We start from the raw sequence: 21564 nt of genomic DNA on the forward strand, positions 1-21564 counted from the left end.
ATAAATTAAATAAACCATTAAACCATTAAACCATTAAACCATTAAACCATTACCATTAAACCATTAAACCATTAAACCATTAAACCATTAAACCATTAAACCATTAAACCATTAAACCATTAAACCATTAAACTAAAAAACTATTGGAGAGAATTATTAAATCTTTGTAATTAAAGAGTTAAATGATATTATCTTATAATTGCTTTACCGAAATAAAAAATATATATTATCTTATAATTGCTTTACCGAAATAAAAAATATTATCTCGTTTCCTTGCACTAATCAATAATATGTCCTTTAATATAATCAACAACTTAGTTTTCATACAATCAATTATCAGTGCAACATTTTATTTTTATTATCATTTTAACTTTTTAGGTTTAATATTATATTTCATACAATTTAATGATGTTTATTATTTTAGCAAGGTGCATAGAATGAAAAATGATTTTTTAATTATATCCAATATGTTCAAATCAATTACCAATATAAAATTACCAGAATGCCTGAAAAATCATGATCTATCCCAAGAAATTGCAGCTTCTTGGAATGAATTTAGTGGATCATTATATCGCTGGCCATCAGCATTGGAAGATTATGAATATGCATATAATTCCGATGAACAAGATATGGATAGAATTATTAAAAATATACACAAAGCAACAACTTATTTAGGTTCACTTAGCAGTGGATATTTAGGTCATGGTTATATTGCCAGAGTCAATCATGCATTGAAAGAAATTGAATCAGATTTTAGTAAGCTAGATGATTTCATCTCAAAATTGCCACAACCCTTTGAAATATCTCAAATTGATTTTGAGAGTAAGAAAAATTTCGCAGAAAAAACACATATAAAAATACAACAATTATTAAAGAATATTTCAGATGGAGAAGATAAAAAACAAATATACAAACTCTCTTTATTGATGGAAGAAATCACTTTAAACATATCAGATGTTTCATTTAGCCTTAGAAATATAAACAATTCAGTCAATAAACTTAATGGACAAATCAAAACAATTAATAATATTTACAATGAGTTAGTCGAAAACTTTAATAAAGAAAATAAAAAAGATATTTTTACAAGAAATTATAGGCAATGCATGATCTATTTTAGTGATTTTACAAATAAATTCAATTTATTCTCCTATGATTACAAATCATTTAACAAGAATAATATATTAATTATCTTATAACCAATATATACCCTTCATCTTTCAAGCTGCTGCTTTGTTGGCTGCTTTCACTCACCCCAGTCACATAGTTATCTATGCTCCTGGGGATTCATTCACTTGCCGCCGTGCTGCAACTCGAAATCTATTAGGTATAAGACGAATTTTTGCAACTATCAATAATCTCTATTATTTATTCCGTATAATATAACCAGTTGTAAAATATGCAAGATGACACGAAATATGGGGAAGTGTTGGATAAGTCACTTCATCCAATAACTCCCCCTAAATTTCTATATTAATGCAACAATCTACTTGAAAATAATGATAAAAAAAACAAATAATCACTTCTATACCAGAGTATAGAAAAGGATTAATCACGATACAATCCACTATCTTATATCCGTTTAATTATCAATTTGATATACACCATGATAGTATACATCAAGGCTATGACAATGCCTTACTGAGTTCCTTTGTCCTATATATCTATTACCGGAAATTTTTAAGGAGCGATACATGAAACTTTATTACCAACCTGGGGCTTGTTCTCTATCACCTCACATCATACTTCGTGAAGCAGGACTTGATTTCAGCGTGATTAAAGTTGATCTGAAAACTAAAAAAACGGAGAACGGCGACAATTTTTTCGCAGTCAACCCAAAAGGCCAAATACCCACTCTTCTGTTAGATAACAATGAAATCCTCACCGAAGGAGCTGTTATTGTTCAATATATTGCCGACCAGAAACCGGACAAAAAATTAATTGCGCCGGCCGGAACTATGGAGCGATATCATCAACTTGAATGGCTTAGCCATATTTCCAGTGAAATTCATAAAGGATTTTCACCCCTGTTCATGCCAGGAACACCAGAAAATTATCGCCCTGTTGCTATTAATAATCTACTTAGAAGATTCAAGTATATAGATGAAGTATTAGCAAAACAGCCATACATTGCCGGGGAGCATTTTACTGTTGCTGACGCTTACTTATTCACGCTCAGTAATTGGGCACCTTTAGTGCAATTGGATCTATCCAATCTGGTTCATCTTAAAGCTTATCAAAAGAAAATTGCAGAGCGTCCACATGTTCGTGATGCACTGAAAGCCGAAGGATTAATTTAAAAATAAGAAACCGTTCCACTGGTATTGTGTGGAACGGTTAATTAAATGCTTTAATCCAATTGTGTCGCACAGAACTTATGGCCAGGCGCCACCATTCTATCCTGAGCAGCCACAATTTGTAGTTCGTATTCGCCCATATCTTTCGTTGTTACCATCACTTCATAAACCGCAGCCGTGACATGTTCGAGGGCAGTTTGTAAAGATTCACCTTTTAATAGATTAACTAATAACAAGCCGCTGGTTAAATCGCCAACACCCACTGGCTGATGTTCGCCAAAATCCACCAAAGGCCGATTCACATGCCAGCTATGTTCTTTAGTCACTAATAGCATTTCAAAACGATCAGGCCGATAACCAGCACGACTAAGGTGTTTAACCAGTACAATATCCGGCCCTTTTTCACATAGTGTTCGAGCAGCCACAACAGCTTGTTCTACATTAGCCACTTTCTGCATACTGAGTGTTTCAAGTTCCAGCAAATTCGGCGCAATGATGTCACTGACAGGGAGCGCTTCTTCACATAAAAATTCGGCCACCCCAGGCACAACAATACAACCTTTTTCTGGGTGCCCCATAACGGGATCGCAGAGATACCAAGCATCAGGATTCACCGCTTTTACCCGTTTCACTATATCGATAATATGGCTCCCCTGCTCCGATGAACCGATATATCCACTCAGTACCGCATCACAAGATTTGAGCTGTTCGATTTCTTCAATGCCTTGAACGATTTCTGTAAGATGGTTAGCCGGCATAACACACCCTTTCCATTGAGCATATTGGGTATGATTTGAAAACTGTACTGTATTCAATGGCCATACGTTCACCCCCATCCGACGCATAGGGAATTCCGCAGCGCTGTTACCAGCGTGACCAAAAACAACATGAGATTGAATTGAAAGAATATTTTTCACGATGACGGCCTATATTTTTATTCTGGCTTCTGTTTATAAGATTAAAGTCATAGTAAGAGAAAGGGCAACATTACCGTTGCCCCATCATATACCCGTCATCTTTCAAGTTGCCTCTTTGTTGGCTGCACTCGCTCACCCCGGTCACATAGTTATCTATGCTCCCGGGGATTCGCTCCCTTGCCGTCGCGATGCATCTTGAAATACATAGGGTATATGTAATATTAGTTATTTCCAGCAGATCAAACAATCATGTTTTTTACCACGACGCAGCAGGGTGTAACGACCAAACAGACGGTTACTGTCAGTAAACAGATATTCAGGTTCAGATTGTTTTTCACCATTAATTGCGACAGCGTTTGAACTGATCATCGTACGCGCCTGACCACGAGAAGGCACTAATCCAGCATTAACCAAAGCCTGTTGCAAATCTGCACCCTTTTCCAACTCAATGACCGGCATACCATCCTGCGCCAATTGAGCAAAATCCGCTTCGGTCAAATCAGCAGCAGCCCCGGAGAATAAACTTTCCGTAATCCGTTTAGCGGCTGCTAACCCCTCTTCACCATGCACCATACCGGTGACTTGTTCTGCCAACACGTACTGGGCACGAGGAGCTTTACCGCTATTTTTATCTTCTTCTTCCAAAGCATCAATATCTTCAAGATTCATGAAGGTAAAGAATTTCAGGAAGCGATAAACATCGGCATCCGCAGTGTTAATCCAGAATTGATAGAATTTGTATGGGCTGGTTTTCTTCGGATCCAACCAAACAGCGCCACCTTCCGTTTTGCCAAATTTAGTACCATCAGATTTCGTGATCAATGGAACGGTCATGCCAAATACTTGTTTCTGGTTGATACGACGAGTTAGATCAATACCTGAAGTAATATTCCCCCACTGGTCAGAACCACCAATCTGTAACTCAACACCATGTACTTCACTCAGGCGAGCAAAGTCATAGGATTGCAGCAGATTATAAGAAAACTCAGTGAAAGAGATACCCACATCATCACGGTTCAAACGCTGTTTAACCGCCTCTTTGTTAATCATCTGATTAACTGAGAAATGTTTGCCGATATCACGCAAGAAAGTCAGAACATCCATGTTGCCAAACCAATCATAATTATTGGCTGTTTTAGCACTATTTTCGCCACAATCAAAATCGAGGAAAGGTGAAACCTGTCTACGAATTTTCTCCACCCACTCTTTAACGGTAGCTTCAGTATTCAATTTACGCTCAGTGGCTTTGAAACTCGGATCACCAATCAAACCCGTCGCTCCACCAACTAACGCCACGGGTTTATGCCCGGCTAGCTGGAATCGTTTTAAACACAGCAAGGGAACCAGATGCCCCAAATGCAAGCTGTCAGCGGTCGGATCGAAACCACAATAGAGGGAGACAGGACCCTGCGCCAGTCTCTCCGCTAACGCATTCTCATCCGTCACCTGGGCAATGAGGCCCCGCTCTTGCAGTTGTTTTATCAAGTTCTTGCTAGACATTAATGGCTCCATCAATTTGTGTATTTTGTCTGGTTATATAAATCGCTATTCAAAAAAGTGCGGCATAGCATAAAACGCCAATACTATAAGTGCTAGTATTAAAAATGATAATCCACGATTTATGGTGCAAGCCTGTCAATATGCCAGCTATCATCTTGCCGTTGATAAATAAACCGATCATGGAGCCGGTTTGCACCACCTTGCCAAAATTCAACAGAATCAAAGGTCACTTTAAATCCTCCCCAAAAGCTAGGTAAAGGCACCTCACCATTCAAGAATTTTTGTTTCAATTCAAGGAACTTCCCTTCTAAAACACCGCGTGCGGAAATGCGAGAAGATTGTTGTGATGCCCATGCAGCAATCTGGCTATCTCTAGGACGACTATGAAAATATTTCACCACTTCAACAGGAGAAAGACGTTCAGCTCTACCAAGAAAAGAGACTTGCCTTTCCAGAGGATACCAAGGGAAATGGAGGCTGATTTTGTTATTGTGCGCCAAATGTTTTGCTTTCCGGCTACCTAAATTTGTATAAAAAATCAGACTATTTGTATCAAAATGCTTCAATAACACAATACGTTGATACGGTTGACCACTCTCATCGACCGTTGCTATAGACATTGCCGTCGGATCACTCAACTTAGCTTCACATGCTTGCTTGAGCCAACGCTCAAAAAGTTCGATGGGTTCTTTGGTCAAATCTTTACGTCTTAAACCACCACGAATATATTCACGGCGCAATTCTGCAACATCAAATTCATTATGTTCTGACATTAACGTAACTCTGTTCATGACTCACTAAATACCAAACAGCTTATCATTGTTATTGATTAATAACAGGATAAATCGCCCCTAAAACAGTTTCAGTACTCGCACCGGTAACAGAGGGTAAATTCCCTGGCGCACCTGACATTGTACGGAATGCTAACCAGGCAAATGCCAGTGCTTCCATATCATCACCGCTTAGGCCATATTTATCTGTCGGGCACACCTCCGTCCCCGGTAATAGGGCAGAAAGTCGACTCATTATCTGCGGGTTACGTGCGCCACCACCACAAACCAATAGACGCTCACATCCACCACTCAACATAATTTGCCGTGACACAGACGCTGCTGTCAGCTCGGCCAGCGTTGCCTGAACATCAACAGGTGGTATGTCAGGAAAGTTAACTAACTGCGCCTCCAACCAACTCATATTGAAATACTCCCGGCCTGTGCTTTTAGGGGCTGGTCGTGAAAAATAGTGATCAGAAAGCATTTGTCCGAGCAATTTGTTATTAACAACACCTTCTCGTGCCCATTGCGCATCTTTATCATAAGGTTTTTTCTGATGACGCCATACCCAACTATCCATCAGCATATTACCCGGACCTGTGTCGTACCCTTTGACAGGTGATCCAGGTAATAGCGTCGTTATATTGGCAATACCACCGATATTGAGAATTATCCTTCGTTCTGTCGGATGGCCTAATACGGCGAAATGAAAAGCGGGAACTAATGGCGCTCCCTGCCCACCATATGCCATATCCCTCCGACGAAAATCACCAACCACAGTCATCCCAGTCAAAGCTGCAATACGGTTATTATCGCCAAGTTGCATAGTGAAAGGCGTATGACTATCTGGCTCATGCCAAACGGTTTGTCCATGACATCCCACAGCAATAATGTCACTTGTGGTTAACCCTGTTTTAATCAGTAAGCCTTGTACCGCTTCAGCGAATAAAGAACCAAGTTCATAATCCAACCGACCGATTGCCGATAATGTCGTTTGCTGCCCTTGGCAGACTGCGAGAATTTTCTGTTTTAATTCGTATGGGAATGGATGCGAATAACTGGCTTGCCGAGCAACAACTTTATCATTGATTGCTGCAAGCACCACATCAACGCCATCCAGACTTGTACCCGACATTACACCAATATAACGACCTGACTTCATAACCATTTAATTTGCCTTCCTGCTTAGAATCTGTCTTGATAAAATCAGAAACCATGCCAATAACTATAAAGCGCAGTGGTTTTGGCTGTATATGACTAATAGACAAACGAAGGAATAAAACCTGAGTTTTGGAAACAACTTCACAAAAAATGCTGAATTTTTCATTCATAGCTATTTCTTTTAAAAATCTCTATTGACGTTTAATATATGTTTAGCACTAGATTGCTAATGTACCGATATTCTATTTGAATAAACTTTTTATTACTTATTGCCAATACCGGTTGTTAGCCTGACTGCCCAGTAAGCTATCAGATTTCCGCAGTCAGGCATCGAAATTAGGAGTTACTATGTTTAAGCACTTTTTAGTTAGCGCGGTTGCCGTTGCTTCATTATCAGGCTGTGTCAACACCGATTCTCTTTCTGGTGATACCTACACTGCTGGACAAGCTAAGCAGGTTCAAACTGTCTCTTACGGCACAGTTGTTTCTGTTCGTCCCATCAATATTCAAGCGGGCAGCAATGAAAATGTATTAGGCGCGATTGGTGGCGCGGTTCTAGGAGGTCTTGTTGGTAATACTATTGGCGGTGGCAGTGGCAACACATTAGCAACTGCCGCGGGTGCGATTGCCGGTGGTGTCGCGGGCCAAAATGTTCAGGGAGCTCTTAACACAACTAAAGGTGTGGAACTCGAAATTCGTCGTGACAGTGGTGAAAGCATCATTGTTGTTCAAAAACAAGACAAAACAGTCTTTCATAAAGGCCAACGTGTAAGAATCGCAGGTCAAGGTAGTAATATTACTGTTTCACCTCGACAATAAGATATAAATAAGAAAACCGTGACTTCATTTTAGTAAGTCGCGGTCTTCTTTCATCCGGTTAGCATTTCATGGATATCGTAATTACTATCTATTTTGTAATTGGATAATATTTTGCTCTAACTTCTGAACTAAAGTGGAAAGAAAAGCAAGTTCCTCGCGTGAAATACCTCCCAGAATCTCATTTCTTGTGGATTCAATAACACCATCCAACTCCCTAATAACCGATGCAGAATCTTCAGTTAACTTGATTCTCTTTGCACGACGATCATTGGCACAAGTATGCCGGGTGATAAGTTTTTTTTCCTCAAGCTGATCTAACGTCCTGACCAAAGATGGTTGCTCGATACCGATAGCTTTCGCCAACTGTATCTGAGATTGCTCCTGAGGTAACCGGCTAATATTGTATAACGTTACCCAATGAGTCTGAGTTAATTCCAACGGCTTTAAACGGTAGTCAATTAAAGCACGCCAAATACGAACTAACCGTGCCAGATCTGATCCCAATGTAGATTCCAATTGTCCCTCCTTAAATAACTAGCCTACTAAACATAACAGCCAAATTTTTCTAAATCAGGCTAACTAGCCTTAAAAAAGTATATATAACTTCTGCATAATCACAGTAAATTCTTAGTAACTAACTAATTCAGGTAACTATAACCAAGAACAACCAAACTTAATTTAAACTCAGAACAAAACAATTAACATACAATATTTTTACCATAAAAACTATCAGAACTATGAATACAAACAGAAATCAATAAATATCATTCAATACTTTATTCAAAGTACTATAAGAATAGCTGTCATCTAAATGCTAAGCTATCTATTTTTACATTAATGTTGTTTTTATTTTACATTTATCACACAATCAAGCTTAAAATTCCATTTAAAACATAAAGTTATAAAAAAATTCAAGCAATCTCACTTAGCCTTTTCGTTAATCAAGAAATAAAAAAATAACAAACAAAATACTTGGGATTATAGTAGAACATTTATAACTTTGCCAAAAATATAACCCTATATAAGTAAATCATTGAATTGTTAACCCTAATAACCTCAAAAATCGATAATTAAAACAGTGATGGCTGTTCAGGTGGTTCTTCATCTGTCTGATTTTGTGCTCTCAATGCACGTAAATATCTTTGCCGGCACAGTCGCAATACTTCACGCTTCCGCCCATCTGACATTTTCATCCAATTAAATCTTTCTTCCCGGCTGCGATAACACCCCAGACAAAAACCCCGCTCATTCGCCTGACAAATTCCTCGACAAGGACTGGGAATAGCAAAAAACTCTAGTTGCTCAGCCATCACATCCCGTTTCCTATACAATTCACATACTATATTTAATTATAAACCCGAATAAGAATAAATTATAATTATGGATAAATTGAACTGTAACCGTAAGACACGTTATAGTTAGTGGTTTTTGTGCGACTTACCGCACAAAAATATTGGCAAAACCATTAAATTAGAGGTAATTATGCGTTTACTCCATACCATGATCCGTGTTGGTGATCTGCAACGCTCCATTAATTTTTACACTGAAGTGTTAGGAATGCGCCTGCTGCGCGCCAGTGAAAACACCGAATATAAATACTCACTCGCCTTCGTTGGCTACACTGATGAAAGCGAAGGAGCTGTAATCGAGTTGACCTATAATTGGGGAGTTGACCATTACGAAATGGGGAATGCCTTTGGTCACATCGCATTAGGTGTTGATGATGTCGCAGCCACTTGCGAATCTATTCGCAAAGCAGGTGGTAACATTACCCGTGAAGCGGGTCCTGTAAAAGGCGGGACAACCATTATTGCTTTCGTTGAAGATCCAGATGGTTACAAAATTGAACTTATTGAAAACAAAAATGCCAGCAACGCTCTGGGTAACTCAATCTGATGTCTGACAAAAAAGAGCCAAACATCCTTAGTGGACGTTTTCGAGGTTATTACCCGGTTGTTATTGATGTTGAAACTGGCGGTTTTAATGCCAAAACAGATGCATTACTTGAAATTGCCGCCGTTACACTAGAGATGGATAATGAAGGTTGGCTAACACCGGACGAATCGCTTCACTTCCATATTGAGCCATTTGAAGGAGCCAATCTTGAACCAGCAGCCCTAGCGTTCACCGGCATTGATCCATTAAATCCGCTACGTGGAGCAGTGAGCGAATATGAAGCTCTGCACGCTATTTTTAAAATGGTTCGTAAAGGGATAAAAAATAATCATTGTAATCGAGCAATTATCGTTGCTCACAATGCCAGCTTCGATCATAGCTTTGTTATGGCTGCCACGGAACGCACCGGACTAAAACGAAATCCGTTTCATCCGTTTGCAACTTTTGACACCGCTGCTTTAGGTGGTCTGGTATTAGGACAAACAATCTTAGCAAAAGCCTGCATCACAGCCGGTATCCCATTCGATAATAATCAAGCTCACAGCGCTTTATATGATACTGATCGTACCGCTGAATTATTCTGTGAAATGGTTAACCGTTGGAAACAACTTGGTGGCTGGCCATTAGCGACAACAGCAGAAAAAACCGGATAAATAGCTGAACGGCCAGATTAATATAATCAAATCTAAACAATAATGCCCCCCATATATCAACATATGGGGAGACAGCATGATAATCTGTCTATACCCTTCATCTTTCAAGCTGCTGCTTTGTTGGCTGCTTTCACTCACCCCAGTCACATAGTTGTCTATGCTCCTGGGGATTCGTTCACTTGCCGCCGCGCTGCAACTCGAAATCTATTAGGTATATATACCCTTCATCCTTCAAGCTGCTGCTTTGTTGGCTGCTTTCACTCAACCCCAGTCACATAGTTGTCTATGCTCCTGGGGATTCGTTCATTTGCCGCCGCGCTGCAACTCGAAATCTATTAGGTATATAAGTGATGAAAAAATTACTCTGTCGCGTTTTCGTCCTGAGAACGATATTTATCAGCAGTTTCTTTGATTAATGTTTGTAACTCACCACGCTGATACATTTCAATGACAATATCGCATCCACCTATCAATTCACCTTCCACCCAAAGCTGAGGAAAAGTTGGCCAATTAGCATATTTTGGCAATTCCGCACGAATATCTGGATTTTGCAAAATATCTACGTAAGCAAAACGTTCACCACACGCAGATAAAGCTTGAACCACCTGCGCGGAAAATCCACAACTTGGCAATTTAGGAGAACCTTTCATATACAATAAAATCGGGTTTTCTTTAATTTGGCGCTCAATCTTCTCAATAGTCGTCATTTTTATTTCCTTTAAACCAACAGTATGTTGATAACCAACATCGCCACAATATTGCGGAGAATACCATTTTCTCTCACTAATATGCATCCTGATCTTTTCTTATCCTGGCATAAATGACACCATTTCCACTGTTATTTATCGTAGAAATTGTTAAGATGACCATGAACTTATCTGTTTTAACGCGCAAAGGCAAAGGGCAGATAAACCATTGAGACTATCTGCCCAATTACCCTTCAACGTAAAGCCCAATTTTTAAATCATCCAATCAGTTCAAAATATCAGGCAAAGATCAAGCAAAGAGCGGCAAAAATGGCAATCATCACCAACGTGCTGACAGCAGTAAATAAACCAAGCTTCAAATCGGTATTCATAAAGCCTCCTCAGAATAAAAAGTTTATAACGACAAAAACCAGTCTATTGAGATAGTTAATTGCCCTTACATAAGGAAAAGCATAAATAGCGATTACCACACATTTTATAACACTGATTATTGCTTTCACTTTTGAGCCAAATCAGACAAAATTCAGGATTTATCGCTAACTTATTGCCAACCCCTCGATGTAAAGGGCTAGCAAGCGATTAACAAAGCGTTTTAAATTTAGACCAAAAGGTCAGGAGTCTTTCACCTCATGGCAACGATCAAAGATGTGGCTAAGCACGCTGGCGTCTCAACCACCACCGTATCCCATGTTATTAATAAAACCCGCTTCGTCGCTGAAGATACTAAAGCTGCTGTTTGGGCTGCTATTAAAGCACTGAATTATTCACCCAGTGCCGTTGCTCGCAGTCTGAAAGTTAACCACACAAAATCGATCGGATTACTAGCAACCTCCAGTGAAGCCCCCTATTTTGCTGAAGTCATTGAGGCTGTTGAAAACAGTTGTTATAGCAAAGGCTATACGCTGATTTTATGTAACTCACACAATAACATTGATAAACAGAAAGCCTATCTAGCCATGCTGGCACAAAAACGTGTGGATGGACTGCTAATTATGTGTTCAGAATATCCGGAACAGTTGTTGGGAATGTTGGAAGATTATCGCAATATTCCAATGGTCGTCATGGATTGGGGACAGGCCAGAAGTGATTTCACCGATATTATTATTGATAATGCATTCCACGGCGGTTATCTGGCTGGTCGTTATCTTATCGAACGAGGTCATCGTGATATTGGTGCGATCCCCGGCCCTCTGGCACGAAATACCGGAGGCGGCCGTCATCAAGGATTCTTAAAGGCATTAAAAGAAGCCAACATTCCGATCAGAGAAGAGTGGATTATTCAAGGGGATTTTGAACCAGAATCGGGCTATAAAGCCATGCATCAAATCCTGAATCAAAAACAGCGCCCGACTGCGGTTTTCTGCGGCGGAGATGTTATGGCCATGGGGGCTATTTGTGCTGCTGATGAATTAGGATTACGCGTCCCACAGGATATTTCTGTCATCGGTTATGACAATATACGCAACGCTCGTTATTTCTCTCCGGCATTGACCACCATTCATCAGCCAAAAGAACGACTGGGGCAGATGGCGTTTTCCATGTTACTGGACCGCATAATCAATAAACGTGAAGATGCACAATCTATTGAAGTACATCCACGCTTGGTTGAGCGACGTTCTGTCGTGGATGGTCCATTTATCGACTATCGTCGTTAATCCGCTTTATTCATCTTGAAGCCATTCAGCATTAAGAGTTTCACTATCGCCAAGATAGTCAAGCAGCCAACTTAATGCTGGAGAATGGCTGTTTTGAACCCATGCCAAACAACATGGACTGTCTGGTAAAGGCTGTTCCAATTCCAGCACGACGAGTTTATTCTGCCGAATAAGCGGCATTGCCCTATGCTCAGGCACCATTCCCACACATAACCCTTCGTTTAGACAAGACAGACCAGACTCCCAATCAGGCACCACCAACCGGCGCTGATTATCCAGATTCCAAGTGTCACGCTTCGGTAAATTACGGGATGTATCTTCAAGGCACAAACTTGGATAAGGCCGCATTTGGTCATCAGATAGCGGACCCGGCAACTGAGTCAGCGCATGGCCTGCGCTAACCACACATAACCAGGGCATAAACCCCATATCTCGGAAACTATACCTTTCCCCGACTGGAGCTACCCGGGTTGCACCAATTGCAACATCAACTCGACTATTCACCAGCGCGTCCCACACACCATTAAACACTTCCTGATGAATAAAAAGTTCTATATCAGGAAAATGGTGGTAGAAATCAAGAATAAGCTGGCGACTACGTTCTGGTTTGACAACGCGATCAATAGCAATACTAAATTGCCCTCGCCAGCCGTTTGCAACTTGTTGACACTGGTGACGAGTGTCAATCATTTTTTTGATAACAGAGCGAGCTTCTTTGACAAAAATAGCGCCTGCCTCAGTTAATTCCACATCCCGATGACGACGCTCAAACAACGAAACAGCAAGCCACTCTTCCAGTTGTCTTACAGTATAACTGATCGCAGAAGGGACCCGGTGAAGCTCCGATGCAGCGGCACTAAAACTGCCTGTTCTGGCAACCGCATCCACGACTTCAAGTGAATATTCCGACCACATAATTTCACCTTTCAATTTTTTTCACAGCACTATGCAAATATTACCATTTCACAAGTAAAAATCACGACATATAGAATATGTGTCAATATTGTTATCTCCCTATCACTGCAAATTATTTCAATCATGACATTCAAAGAGAGTAATCAAATGAAAAACTCAAGTCAGTTCATGTTCTACCTTGCAGGCTTGAGTATGCTAGGTTATCTGGCTATTGATATGTATCTGCCAGCATTCGGCACTATGCAACAAGAATTAGCTACATCAGCAAACGCAATCAGTGCCAGCCTCAGCATCTTTCTTGCAGGTTTCGCCTTCGCTCAACTTTTGTGGGGGCCTCTTTCAGATCGCTTTGGCAGAAAGCCGATTATCATCACCGGGCTATCCCTGTTTTCTATCGGCTGTCTGGGCATGATGTGGATAACAGACGCCACCCAACTTTTAGTTTTGCGTTTTATCCAAGCCATAGGTGTTTGTTCAGCCGCAGTCTCGTGGCAAGCATTAGTGATTGATCGCTATGAGGCCAAGCGTACCAAACATGTTTTTGCAACGATTATGCCTCTGGTTGCGCTCTCCCCTGCCCTGGCGCCTTTGATGGGAGCCTGGCTGTTACAACACGGCGGCTGGCGCATGATTTTCCTCGTCTTACTGACAATTACATTATTACTGTTGTTCTTTACGCTGTTCTTGCAAGAAAATCGCAAAAACCGTGAAACTCAAGCGCCAACAAATAATGTCTCTTTCTTTACGCTATTAAAATCACCGCTATTTAGTGGCAACGTTCTGATATTTGCATCATGCAGCGCCGGCTTTTTTGCCTGGTTAACAGGCTCACCTTCGATTCTCGGTGAGATGGGATATACCCCGGATGACATCGGTCTGAGTTATATACCTCAAACGCTGGCCTTTATCGTTGGAGGTTATGGATGCCGCAGTATTTTAGCCAAAATAAAAAGTGAGATTATTTTCCCTTATCTGTTAATTGGCTATGCTGTCAGCATGATTGTGCTCTATTTAATTGCAAAATTTAGCGAGCCAACTCTATTCACCATTCTGGTACCTTTTTGCTTTATGGCTGCGATGAATGGGGCGTTATACCCAATTGCAGTAGCAAACGCTTTATCCGCTTATCCACAAGACAGTGGAAAAGCCACTGCATTGCAAAACACGCTTCAATTAGGACTCTGTTTTATCGCCAGCCTGATTGTATCAGCGTTTATCAGCAATCCACTTATATCCACAACCACTGTCATGGTTTCCACCGTTGTTCCGATGGCATTAGGATATTTTATACAGTGGAAAAAAAACACTGATCGCCGCATTCAAACAGTTGAACAAAATTCCTGATATTAATCAGATTATTATCTCAATAAAGGCTGCTAATTATCCATTAATTGCAGTCTTTATTTATTAATTGATAAAACAATTTTACGCTTTTATACTCAATACGTTCCCTATTATAAATAACCTGGGATTTGAGGTTTTCAGGAGCAATGACTGCCCCCATTGAACTCATGGATTAGTCATCTTTAAGATTTTTTACTTTGATTCTTTGTTATTTTTTGCATTTTGCGTCTTAGCATCCTGCTTTATTAGCTAAGTGCCTATCCCATAGGCGTAATTGTTGCAGGCAGTTTGGACACGGACAGCGCGGAAAAACCGGAGCGTACACGTAGTACATGAGGATGACTCGCTTCGCTCGCCCTACGGGCCGCACTAAAGTGCGTTCAAAAGCTAACGCTTTTGTCTGAGCACTGCCCAGGTTCGCTCTTTCATGGCAAAGAAAGGCAAATAAAATAGCCCTATTGGGATAGGCAGTAAAACGAGCTCCTCAATATTCCATCACATTAACGTTGGAGAGTATATGAGTTCATCCTGTATTGAAAACCCGAAAACAGCCATTAACTCCTGGCAGAGAATTGCCAATGAGATGCTAAAAAAAGCAGGTATTCAAATTAATGGTCAAAATCCTTATGATATCCAGATAAAAAATCCTAATTTCTATAAAAGAGTTTTACAACAAGGTTCGGTAGGATTAGGTGAAAGTTATATGGATGGCTGGTGGGATTGTGAGCAGTTAGATATTTTCTTTTATCGCGTTTTACGCGCTGGATTAGAAAATAAAATGCCTAATAATTTCAAAGATACGATGAGAATCGCAATAACCCGCTTACGTAATCTACAAACGCCAAAACGGTCATGGATTGTCGGTCATCAACATTATGATTTAGGAAATGATCTTTTTACCCGTATGCTTGACCCTTATATGCAATATTCCTGCGGATACTGGAAACAAGCTGAAACACTGAAACAAGCTCAGCTTGATAAATTGAAACTTATCTGCGAGAAATTAGAACTCTCTCCAGGTATGACCCTACTGGATATTGGATGTGGTTGGGGTGGGTTATCGGCTTATGCTGCTAAAAATTATGGTGTTTCCGTAACAGGTATCACTGTTTCAGCCGAACAACAGAAATATGCACAGAAACAATGTAAGAATCTGGATGTAAAGATCATTTTGAAAGACTATCGGGATTTACATGAGCAGTTCGACAAAATTGTTTCTGTCGGTATGTTTGAACACGTTGGACCTAAAAATTATGCGACTTACTTCGACGTTGTTCAAAGAAACTTGAAACCTGATGGCTTATTCCTGCTACATACTGCCGGCTCTAACAAATCTAAAGCTGGTGCTGACCCGTGGATCAGCAAATATATTTTTCCTAATGGCTGCCTGCCTTCGATTGAGCAAATAGCTCACACCAGCAAAAGCTGTTTTGTTATGGAAGATTGGCATAACTTTGGCGCAGATTATGACCGCACATTGATGGCCTGGCATGAAAGATTTATTGCCTGCTGGCCTGAAATACAAGATAACTATAGTCCGACATTTAAACGCATGTTTAGCTATTACCTGAATGCCTGTGCAGGTGCATTTCGTGCTCGCGATATCCAATTATGGCAAATCATATTCAGTCTAAAAGGTATTGAAGGCGGGTTACGGGTAGCCCGATAATTAACCAAAAGCTACAGGTTTCCACTGTAGCTTTTAGTCAATAAAGATATACTCGTTATCCTTCAAGTTGCCTCTTTGTTGGCTGCGATCACTCACCCCAATCGCATAGTTAGCTATGCTCCCGGTGATGCCGCGCGCGATAAATTTCCCTCATTCACGCAATAAATGAAGCGGTAATTGCGTTTCATCTATTGAAAAGTTTTTACATAACTAACCGTCATAGATATGACTGTAGTTTATTCAATTTACCCATTTTTCCTCTGAATCTGTAGTACGAACCGTTGGGCAACTTGATATCGAGACGCAACTTGCTACCAGTCATCTCAACGTAATGTTTGAAATAGCCAAGTTTGTCAGCGGCCTGAAACGTACCTATCGCACATTTTCTCCTCGTCAGGCTTCAAACTCTTTCAATTCTGCATTTGCAATTTTTTGCGGGGTAGTATAAAATTTTATACATCCAAATGAGGAAGGAAACTATGATAAAAATCAGGAGCGGTACTAGAGAAAGAAATTGTCTGTATTGGCCCTTCTTGTGAAGATTTGTTAGCCTTTCCTTACAGATCGCACGTAAAGACGCAGGCTATCAGTTTCATAGAATACCGCATGAAATAAATCCTGAAGACTGGAAACCCTTTTTTGGCATCGGTTCTGGTGTAAAAGAAATGCGGCTAAGAGACAGTACAGGTATTTATCGCATTATGTATGTTGTTAAATTTGATGAAGCTATTTTACATATTACATAGTTTTTAGAAGAAAACTTAACAAACGAATAAACAAGACAAGGATATCGCTAAAGTGCGATACAACGCAGTTATCCAGCATCGAGGAAATATCAAATGACCACTAAAATTGACACTGAAATTCGTAGGGTAACTCCAGCCGGACGTAATATATTTTCTGAATTAGGTTTTACTGAGCAAGAGGCTCAACAACTTCATACAACTTCTTTACAAGAAATAGAAAACACACTGCAAATTAAAGAACGGTTAATGGAAGAAATTACTTTATGGATTGTGGATGAAAAAATGAAACAAGCTGAAGTAGCAGAGATGTTACACATTTCTCGTCCAAGAGTGTCTGACGTTGTGAATAAAAAAGTAAATAAATTCACCATTGACGCATTGGTTAATATGTTAATCCGTATAGGGAAACCTGTTCAGATTACGGTGGGTTAAGGCACATATATTAACAATTCAAAATAGGAGGCACTTAGAATAGGTGCCTCTTGGTATTTTAAAATGATTCAACCTTTCGGTTCAATACCACGTGCCAGCAGCTCTTTGCGCAAAATTCGTTTTATCCATGTTGCTAAAGATGTATCACCATCTTTCTTCATTTCTGCTTCAAGCTGGAGACGAAATTCCTCTGTTAACCTCATAGGAAATTGAGGAGATCTTTTATTTTGTATTGACAAGGTATATACCCTATGATTTAATGCTATTATATATACCAGTGTATATTCAAAGAGTTTCAAAAACAACGGAGCTTGGTAGTGTCTCACCACTAATCGGGTTTCTAACCACAACATTATTGGAGCTAATGCTATGGCTAACGCTAATAGTAACATACGCACGCATTCAAAACGCTATACATTTATAACATACCTTTCTTATCGATTTATAATCGAACTTCGCCCATTACACATGATTTCAGCATTGCATACAATTAAATAAGGAAGGAAAACTATGACGAAAATCAGGAGCGGTACAGAGAAAGAAATTGCCTGGATTGGCTCTTCTTATGAAGACTTGTTAGCCTTTCCTATAGACACACGTAAAGACGCAGGCTATCAGCTTCACAGAATACAGCGTGGAATAGATCCTGAAGACTGGAAACCCTTTTCTGACATCGGTTCTGGCGTAAAAGAAATACGGCTAAGAGACAGTACAGGTATTTATCGCATTATGTATGTTGCTAAATTTGATGAAGCTATTTACGTATTACATAGTTTTCAGAAGAAAACTCAACAAACGAATAAACAGGACAAGGATATCGCTAAAGTACGATACAACGCAGTTATCCAGCAACGGAGAAATATCAAATGACCACCAAAATTGACACTGAAATTCGTAGGGCAACTCCAGCCGGACATAATATATTTTCTGAATTAGGTTTTACTGAGCAAGAGGCTCAGCAACTTCATACAACCTCTTTACGAGAAATAGAAAACACACTGCAAATCAAAGAACGGTTAATAGGGGAAATTACCTTATGGATTATAGATAAAAAAATAAAACAAACTGAGGTAGCAACAGTATTGCACATTTCTCGTCCAAGAGTATCTGATGTTGTGAATAGAAAAGTAAATAAATTTACCATTGACGCATTGATTAATATGTTAACCCGTATAGGGAAACCTGTTCAGATTACGGTAGGCTAAGACGCGCATATTAAAGTTATTAGGGTAATTTAAAATAAGAGGCACTTAGAATGGGTGCCTCTTGGTATTTCAAAATGATTCAACCTTTCGGTTCAATACCACGTGTCAGCAGCTCTTTACGCAAAATTCGTTTTATCCATGTTGCCAAAGACGTATCACCATCTTTCTTCATTTCCGCTTCAAGCTGGAGACGAAATTCCTCTGTTAATCTCATCGGAAATTGAGGAGATCTTTTATTTGGCACTGACAAGGTATATACCCCATGATTTAATGTATATTGTATACACCAGTGTATATTCAAAGGGTTTCAAAAACAACGGAGCCCGGTAGTGTCTCACCACTAACCGGGCTTCTGACCACAACATTATTGGAGCTAATGCTATGGCTAATAGTAACATACGCGCACATTCAAAGCCCTATATATTTATTAACGCCCGTTCTAACCGACTGATAATCAAACTTCCCCCATTACGCATGATTTCAATATTAGCTACTACGGAAATAGAAGCTTGTACTCTGCTAGCAGGCTTTCCTTTGGTATTTGCCTCATGCAAACCACTGGGGGAACTGAACCATGCTTAATACTAAGAATACTGCGGACATTGAGAACTACGGTGATATCTTCTATTCCGACATGGCGAGTGTTGTATCAGTACTGGATACGGCGGATATGAGTGAACAAGATATTGAACTACTGGAAGCCATGTATCAAACAGCCTTCTATGGTGGTTTTCTGGCAGTATCAGGGGAATCGGGTTCAGGTAAAACGACACTGCGTCGTGATCTTATTGACCGTATTAACAGGGAAAATACCCCCGTTATTGTTATTGGACCCTATGTATTAGCAATGGAAGACAATGATGTAAAAGGTAAGACCTTGAAAGCATCAAACATTGCTGAAGCTATTGTGAATACCTTAGCGCCATTGGAAAACTTGAAACGATCGCCTGAAGCACGCTCAGTCTGAGCTGGAATTGAAGCTATCTGAACGTAATCAAGAGGTTCGTGAAGTAGTGCAACGTTGTGAAGTTGTTAATTTGTTTCCTCTTAATGATTATCTGGAAACATTTCTGGATTTTAAATTTAGTCGCGTAGGCATGAAGATTAACAAGATTTTAGATAATAGCGCTATTGGTGCTATCCGTGACCGTTTATGTCTTAGTCGGCATAGCGGTAAAGAAATTGTTAGTTTATTATATCCATTAGCTATCGGAAATTTGATTATTGCAGCGATGAACATGGCTGCAATTAATGAGATATCTATGGTTGATGCCAATATTATTCGCAGTGTTAGCTAAAGATATCATTATGAGAAAAAATTCTACTTAACAATTAATATTGACAATATTTATACCTAATAGATTTCGAGTTGCAGCGCGGCGGCAAGTGAGCGAATCCCCAGGAGCATAGATAACTATGTGACTGGGGTGAGTGAAAGCAGCCAACAAAGCAGCAGCTTGAAAGATAACGGGTATATATTAAAACTGCCTTATCACAAGTTAAATATGCAAGGTGGATTCGACTAATTTCTGGTTTTATTAATTTCAAGTTGGTTAAAACAAGGATGTAACATACCATAACCAGAGAAATGGAAGTCTTGGAAATATCAATACCGGCATTTCATTATCGATCTATTTGAAAAGCAAGGTTTCTTTGCTGAGGAAAAGAAGTGAATATATTGGTATTAATAAATACATTCATTAAGTAACAGGTAATTAAATATGGTAAAAAGGAAAATTCTGTTTAAATCTAAATCCGATTTATACACCACGCAATTATGTAAATAAAGCTATTGTAAAATATATTAATGGAATATCAATTAATTCAGGAAAAGAAAGTTTTTCAATTATCCATTTGAACAGAAAATTAAGTAAGGAACATACTTATGAAAATAACATGTAATCACTGCAAACAACCTGTTGAACAAATGAATCTAAAACAAGCCAAGGTTATCCAGACTCCTGAGTTTGGTGAGTGGGTTGTTGATTTAATCTTGGTTTGTCCACATTGTAGTCAGCAATACGGTGTATCTGTGGCAACATGGGATTTACAACCACTAGAGACCACTCATGGATAAAACGGTCTTATACCAAAAAGCCAAGTTCAGTAGTATCAAGTTAATGCTGACTATTTTAGTTTACTCAATTAGAGAGTACATAGCAGAGGATGAATAAGATGGCAAAACAGAAAATTATTCAGCTTATTCATATTGTACGTAGTAATAGTAATTTAAAACTAGATGAAGATATGTATCGCCAGATGCTACTTTCAGAAACCGGAAAAGCCTCTACGCGGGAAATGGATATCCCGCAGTTAACTCGCRTTTTGGAAGCAATGAAAAGGCATGGTTTTAAGATTAAACCCTCCAAGAAATCCAAAACATCATGTCCATTAGATAGCCATCCCCAATCAAGGAAGATACGTACATTGTGGTTGGAAATGGCATCTATAAGGCTTGTTCATAATAGTTCTGAACAAGCCTTAGCTCACTGGATTAAGCATGAAACGGATATCGATGACAGTGGTTGGATTCAGGCCAAGCCAGCAGCATTATTGAAAAACTGAAGAAGTGGCGGAACCGCGTCACAAGGAAAAAGCATGAATGATGTGAATAACTTTCGTAGTAAAGGTCCTGAACTGCTGGTAGAACTGGCACAGCACACAGCCTGCACGGTCAGTGAAATAATCCATGTTGAGCCTGCGTTGGCTGATAACGAACATCTGCGTGATGCTTTGCGTTTATCGGAAGATCCTAAACGGCCTGAACGTAAAGTGCAGTTCTTTATAGCTGTTTATCAGCATCTGCGTGAACGTATTCGTCAGGACATTATCCGCACTGACGATCCGGTTGACGCGATTGAACAGATGGAAATTGAGC

General features: G+C 39.7%; 25 protein-coding genes and 3 pseudogenes. 18 read left to right on the forward strand and 10 right to left on the reverse strand.

Features of this window, described 5'->3' with window-relative positions; genetic code table 11:
- Window positions 1-437: 437 nt before the first annotated feature.
- Window positions 438-1196, forward strand: coding sequence for a hypothetical protein (locus D3222_RS20770; RefSeq protein ID WP_118987826.1), 759 nt, complete (start codon window positions 438-440; stop codon window positions 1194-1196).
- A 495-nt stretch (window positions 1197-1691) separates the two neighbouring features.
- Entirely contained in the window at window positions 1692-2297 is a 606-nt protein-coding gene (gene gstA / locus D3222_RS20780) for a glutathione transferase GstA (RefSeq protein WP_118987828.1), read from the forward strand.
- Window positions 2298-2347: 50 nt separating this feature from the next.
- On the opposite strand, the gene pdxY is transcribed toward gstA, so the two are convergent.
- Complete coding sequence (gene pdxY / locus D3222_RS20785) at window positions 2348-3211, reverse strand: pyridoxal kinase PdxY (protein WP_118987829.1); 864 nt, start codon at window positions 3209-3211, stop codon at window positions 2348-2350.
- A 1-nt stretch (window position 3212) separates the two neighbouring features.
- Here pdxY and D3222_RS20790 point away from each other — a divergent pair, with 1 nt between their 5' ends.
- Window positions 3213-3410, forward strand: coding sequence for a hypothetical protein (locus tag D3222_RS20790; protein ID WP_118987830.1), 198 nt, complete (start codon window positions 3213-3215; stop codon window positions 3408-3410).
- A gap of 26 nt (window positions 3411-3436) precedes the next feature.
- On the opposite strand, the gene tyrS is transcribed toward D3222_RS20790, so the two are convergent.
- From tyrS to anmK, 3 genes are all read right to left on the reverse strand, one after another.
- Window positions 3437-4711: a tyrosine--tRNA ligase gene (gene tyrS / locus D3222_RS20795; protein WP_118987831.1), complete on the reverse strand. Its 1275-nt coding sequence runs from the start codon at window positions 4709-4711 to the stop codon at window positions 3437-3439.
- A 119-nt stretch (window positions 4712-4830) separates the two neighbouring features.
- Window positions 4831-5484 (reverse strand): pyridoxamine 5'-phosphate oxidase, encoded by a 654-nt coding sequence (pdxH, locus tag D3222_RS20800; RefSeq protein WP_118987832.1) that lies wholly within the window; start codon window positions 5482-5484, stop codon window positions 4831-4833.
- Between the two features lie 49 nt (window positions 5485-5533).
- Window positions 5534-6646 carry an anhydro-N-acetylmuramic acid kinase gene (gene anmK, locus D3222_RS20805; protein WP_118987848.1) on the reverse strand — a complete coding sequence of 371 codons (1113 nt, stop codon included), beginning with the start codon at window positions 6644-6646 and terminating at the stop codon, window positions 5534-5536.
- A 347-nt stretch (window positions 6647-6993) separates the two neighbouring features.
- Between anmK and D3222_RS20810 the strand changes: the two genes are divergently transcribed.
- Window positions 6994-7464, forward strand: coding sequence for a glycine zipper 2TM domain-containing protein (locus tag D3222_RS20810; RefSeq protein ID WP_118987833.1), 471 nt, complete (start codon window positions 6994-6996; stop codon window positions 7462-7464).
- 84 nt (window positions 7465-7548) lie between these two features.
- On the opposite strand, the gene slyA is transcribed toward D3222_RS20810, so the two are convergent.
- Together slyA and D3222_RS20820 are read right to left on the reverse strand one after the other, a co-directional pair.
- A complete protein-coding gene (gene slyA / locus D3222_RS20815) occupies window positions 7549-7980 on the reverse strand; it encodes a transcriptional regulator SlyA (RefSeq protein ID WP_112875782.1) in 432 nt (143 codons plus the stop codon).
- A gap of 554 nt (window positions 7981-8534) precedes the next feature.
- Window positions 8535-8774 carry a DUF1289 domain-containing protein gene (locus D3222_RS20820; RefSeq protein ID WP_118987834.1) on the reverse strand — a complete coding sequence of 80 codons (240 nt, stop codon included), beginning with the start codon at window positions 8772-8774 and terminating at the stop codon, window positions 8535-8537.
- A 172-nt stretch (window positions 8775-8946) separates the two neighbouring features.
- On the opposite strand from D3222_RS20820, the gene gloA reads away from it, so the two are divergent.
- Both gloA and rnt read left to right on the forward strand, forming a co-directional pair.
- Window positions 8947-9360 carry a lactoylglutathione lyase gene (gloA, locus tag D3222_RS20825; RefSeq protein ID WP_118987835.1) on the forward strand — a complete coding sequence of 138 codons (414 nt, stop codon included), beginning with the start codon at window positions 8947-8949 and terminating at the stop codon, window positions 9358-9360.
- Window positions 9360-10013, forward strand: a complete 654-nt coding sequence (rnt, locus tag D3222_RS20830) for a ribonuclease T (RefSeq protein WP_118987836.1) — start codon at window positions 9360-9362, stop codon at window positions 10011-10013. Before gloA ends, rnt begins: the two co-directional genes overlap by 1 nt.
- 359 nt (window positions 10014-10372) lie before the next feature.
- On the opposite strand, the gene D3222_RS20845 is transcribed toward rnt, so the two are convergent.
- Window positions 10373-10720 (reverse strand): Grx4 family monothiol glutaredoxin, encoded by a 348-nt coding sequence (locus tag D3222_RS20845; protein ID WP_118987838.1) that lies wholly within the window; start codon window positions 10718-10720, stop codon window positions 10373-10375.
- A 629-nt stretch (window positions 10721-11349) separates the two neighbouring features.
- Between D3222_RS20845 and purR the strand changes: the two genes are divergently transcribed.
- Window positions 11350-12375, forward strand: coding sequence for an HTH-type transcriptional repressor PurR (purR, locus tag D3222_RS20850; RefSeq protein ID WP_118987839.1), 1026 nt, complete (start codon window positions 11350-11352; stop codon window positions 12373-12375).
- Between the two features lie 6 nt (window positions 12376-12381).
- Here purR and punR read toward each other — a convergent pair whose 3' ends face one another.
- Entirely contained in the window at window positions 12382-13290 is a 909-nt protein-coding gene (punR, locus tag D3222_RS20855) for a DNA-binding transcriptional activator PunR (RefSeq protein ID WP_118987840.1), read from the reverse strand.
- A 147-nt stretch (window positions 13291-13437) separates the two neighbouring features.
- Between punR and punC the strand changes: the two genes are divergently transcribed.
- The 4 genes from punC to D3222_RS20875 all read left to right on the forward strand — a co-directional run bounded on the left by punC (window position 13438) and on the right by D3222_RS20875 (window position 17481).
- Entirely contained in the window at window positions 13438-14634 is a 1197-nt protein-coding gene (gene punC / locus D3222_RS20860) for a purine nucleoside transporter PunC (RefSeq protein ID WP_118987841.1), read from the forward strand.
- Between the two features lie 517 nt (window positions 14635-15151).
- Window positions 15152-16303: a cyclopropane fatty acyl phospholipid synthase gene (gene cfa / locus D3222_RS20865; protein ID WP_118987842.1), complete on the forward strand. Its 1152-nt coding sequence runs from the start codon at window positions 15152-15154 to the stop codon at window positions 16301-16303.
- 611 nt (window positions 16304-16914) lie between these two features.
- Window positions 16915-17049, forward strand: coding sequence for a type II toxin-antitoxin system RelE/ParE family toxin (locus tag D3222_RS26850; RefSeq protein WP_369973531.1), 135 nt, complete (start codon window positions 16915-16917; stop codon window positions 17047-17049).
- Between the two features lie 93 nt (window positions 17050-17142).
- Window positions 17143-17481, forward strand: a complete 339-nt coding sequence (locus D3222_RS20875; protein ID WP_036843600.1) for a helix-turn-helix domain-containing protein — start codon at window positions 17143-17145, stop codon at window positions 17479-17481.
- A 68-nt stretch (window positions 17482-17549) separates the two neighbouring features.
- Here D3222_RS20875 and D3222_RS20880 read toward each other — a convergent pair whose 3' ends face one another.
- Window positions 17550-17873: a hypothetical protein gene (locus D3222_RS20880; RefSeq protein ID WP_118987843.1), complete on the reverse strand. Its 324-nt coding sequence runs from the start codon at window positions 17871-17873 to the stop codon at window positions 17550-17552.
- A 118-nt stretch (window positions 17874-17991) separates the two neighbouring features.
- Here D3222_RS20880 and D3222_RS20885 point away from each other — a divergent pair, with 118 nt between their 5' ends.
- On the forward strand, window positions 17992-18351 hold the full coding sequence (locus D3222_RS20885) for a type II toxin-antitoxin system RelE/ParE family toxin (protein WP_118987844.1): 360 nt from the start codon (window positions 17992-17994) through the stop codon (window positions 18349-18351).
- Window positions 18348-18686 carry a helix-turn-helix domain-containing protein gene (locus tag D3222_RS20890; protein WP_118987845.1) on the forward strand — a complete coding sequence of 113 codons (339 nt, stop codon included), beginning with the start codon at window positions 18348-18350 and terminating at the stop codon, window positions 18684-18686. Before D3222_RS20885 ends, D3222_RS20890 begins: the two co-directional genes overlap by 4 nt.
- 79 nt (window positions 18687-18765) lie before the next feature.
- On the opposite strand, the gene D3222_RS25180 is transcribed toward D3222_RS20890, so the two are convergent.
- Window positions 18766-18930, reverse strand: coding sequence for a hypothetical protein (locus D3222_RS25180; protein WP_157975382.1), 165 nt, complete (start codon window positions 18928-18930; stop codon window positions 18766-18768).
- Window positions 18931-19067: 137 nt separating this feature from the next.
- On the opposite strand from D3222_RS25180, the gene D3222_RS20895 reads away from it, so the two are divergent.
- The 5 genes and pseudogenes from D3222_RS20895 to D3222_RS26855 form a co-directional block, all read left to right on the forward strand.
- Entirely contained in the window at window positions 19068-19268 is a 201-nt protein-coding gene (locus D3222_RS20895) for a hypothetical protein (RefSeq protein ID WP_118987846.1), read from the forward strand.
- A gap of 115 nt (window positions 19269-19383) precedes the next feature.
- Window positions 19384-19984 (forward strand): annotated as a pseudogene (locus D3222_RS26210) (AAA family ATPase); the annotation flags it as partial.
- A 587-nt stretch (window positions 19985-20571) separates the two neighbouring features.
- A complete protein-coding gene (locus D3222_RS20905; protein ID WP_118987847.1) occupies window positions 20572-20763 on the forward strand; it encodes a hypothetical protein in 192 nt (63 codons plus the stop codon).
- A gap of 98 nt (window positions 20764-20861) precedes the next feature.
- A pseudogene (locus D3222_RS20910) lies at window positions 20862-21292 on the forward strand (gp16 family protein).
- A gap of 94 nt (window positions 21293-21386) precedes the next feature.
- Window positions 21387-21564: pseudogene (locus D3222_RS26855) on the forward strand (hypothetical protein); the annotation flags it as partial.

This window comes from Photorhabdus sp. CRCIA-P01 (assembly GCF_003545805.1).
Taxonomy (GTDB): Bacteria; Pseudomonadota; Gammaproteobacteria; order Enterobacterales; family Enterobacteriaceae; genus Photorhabdus; species Photorhabdus antumapuensis.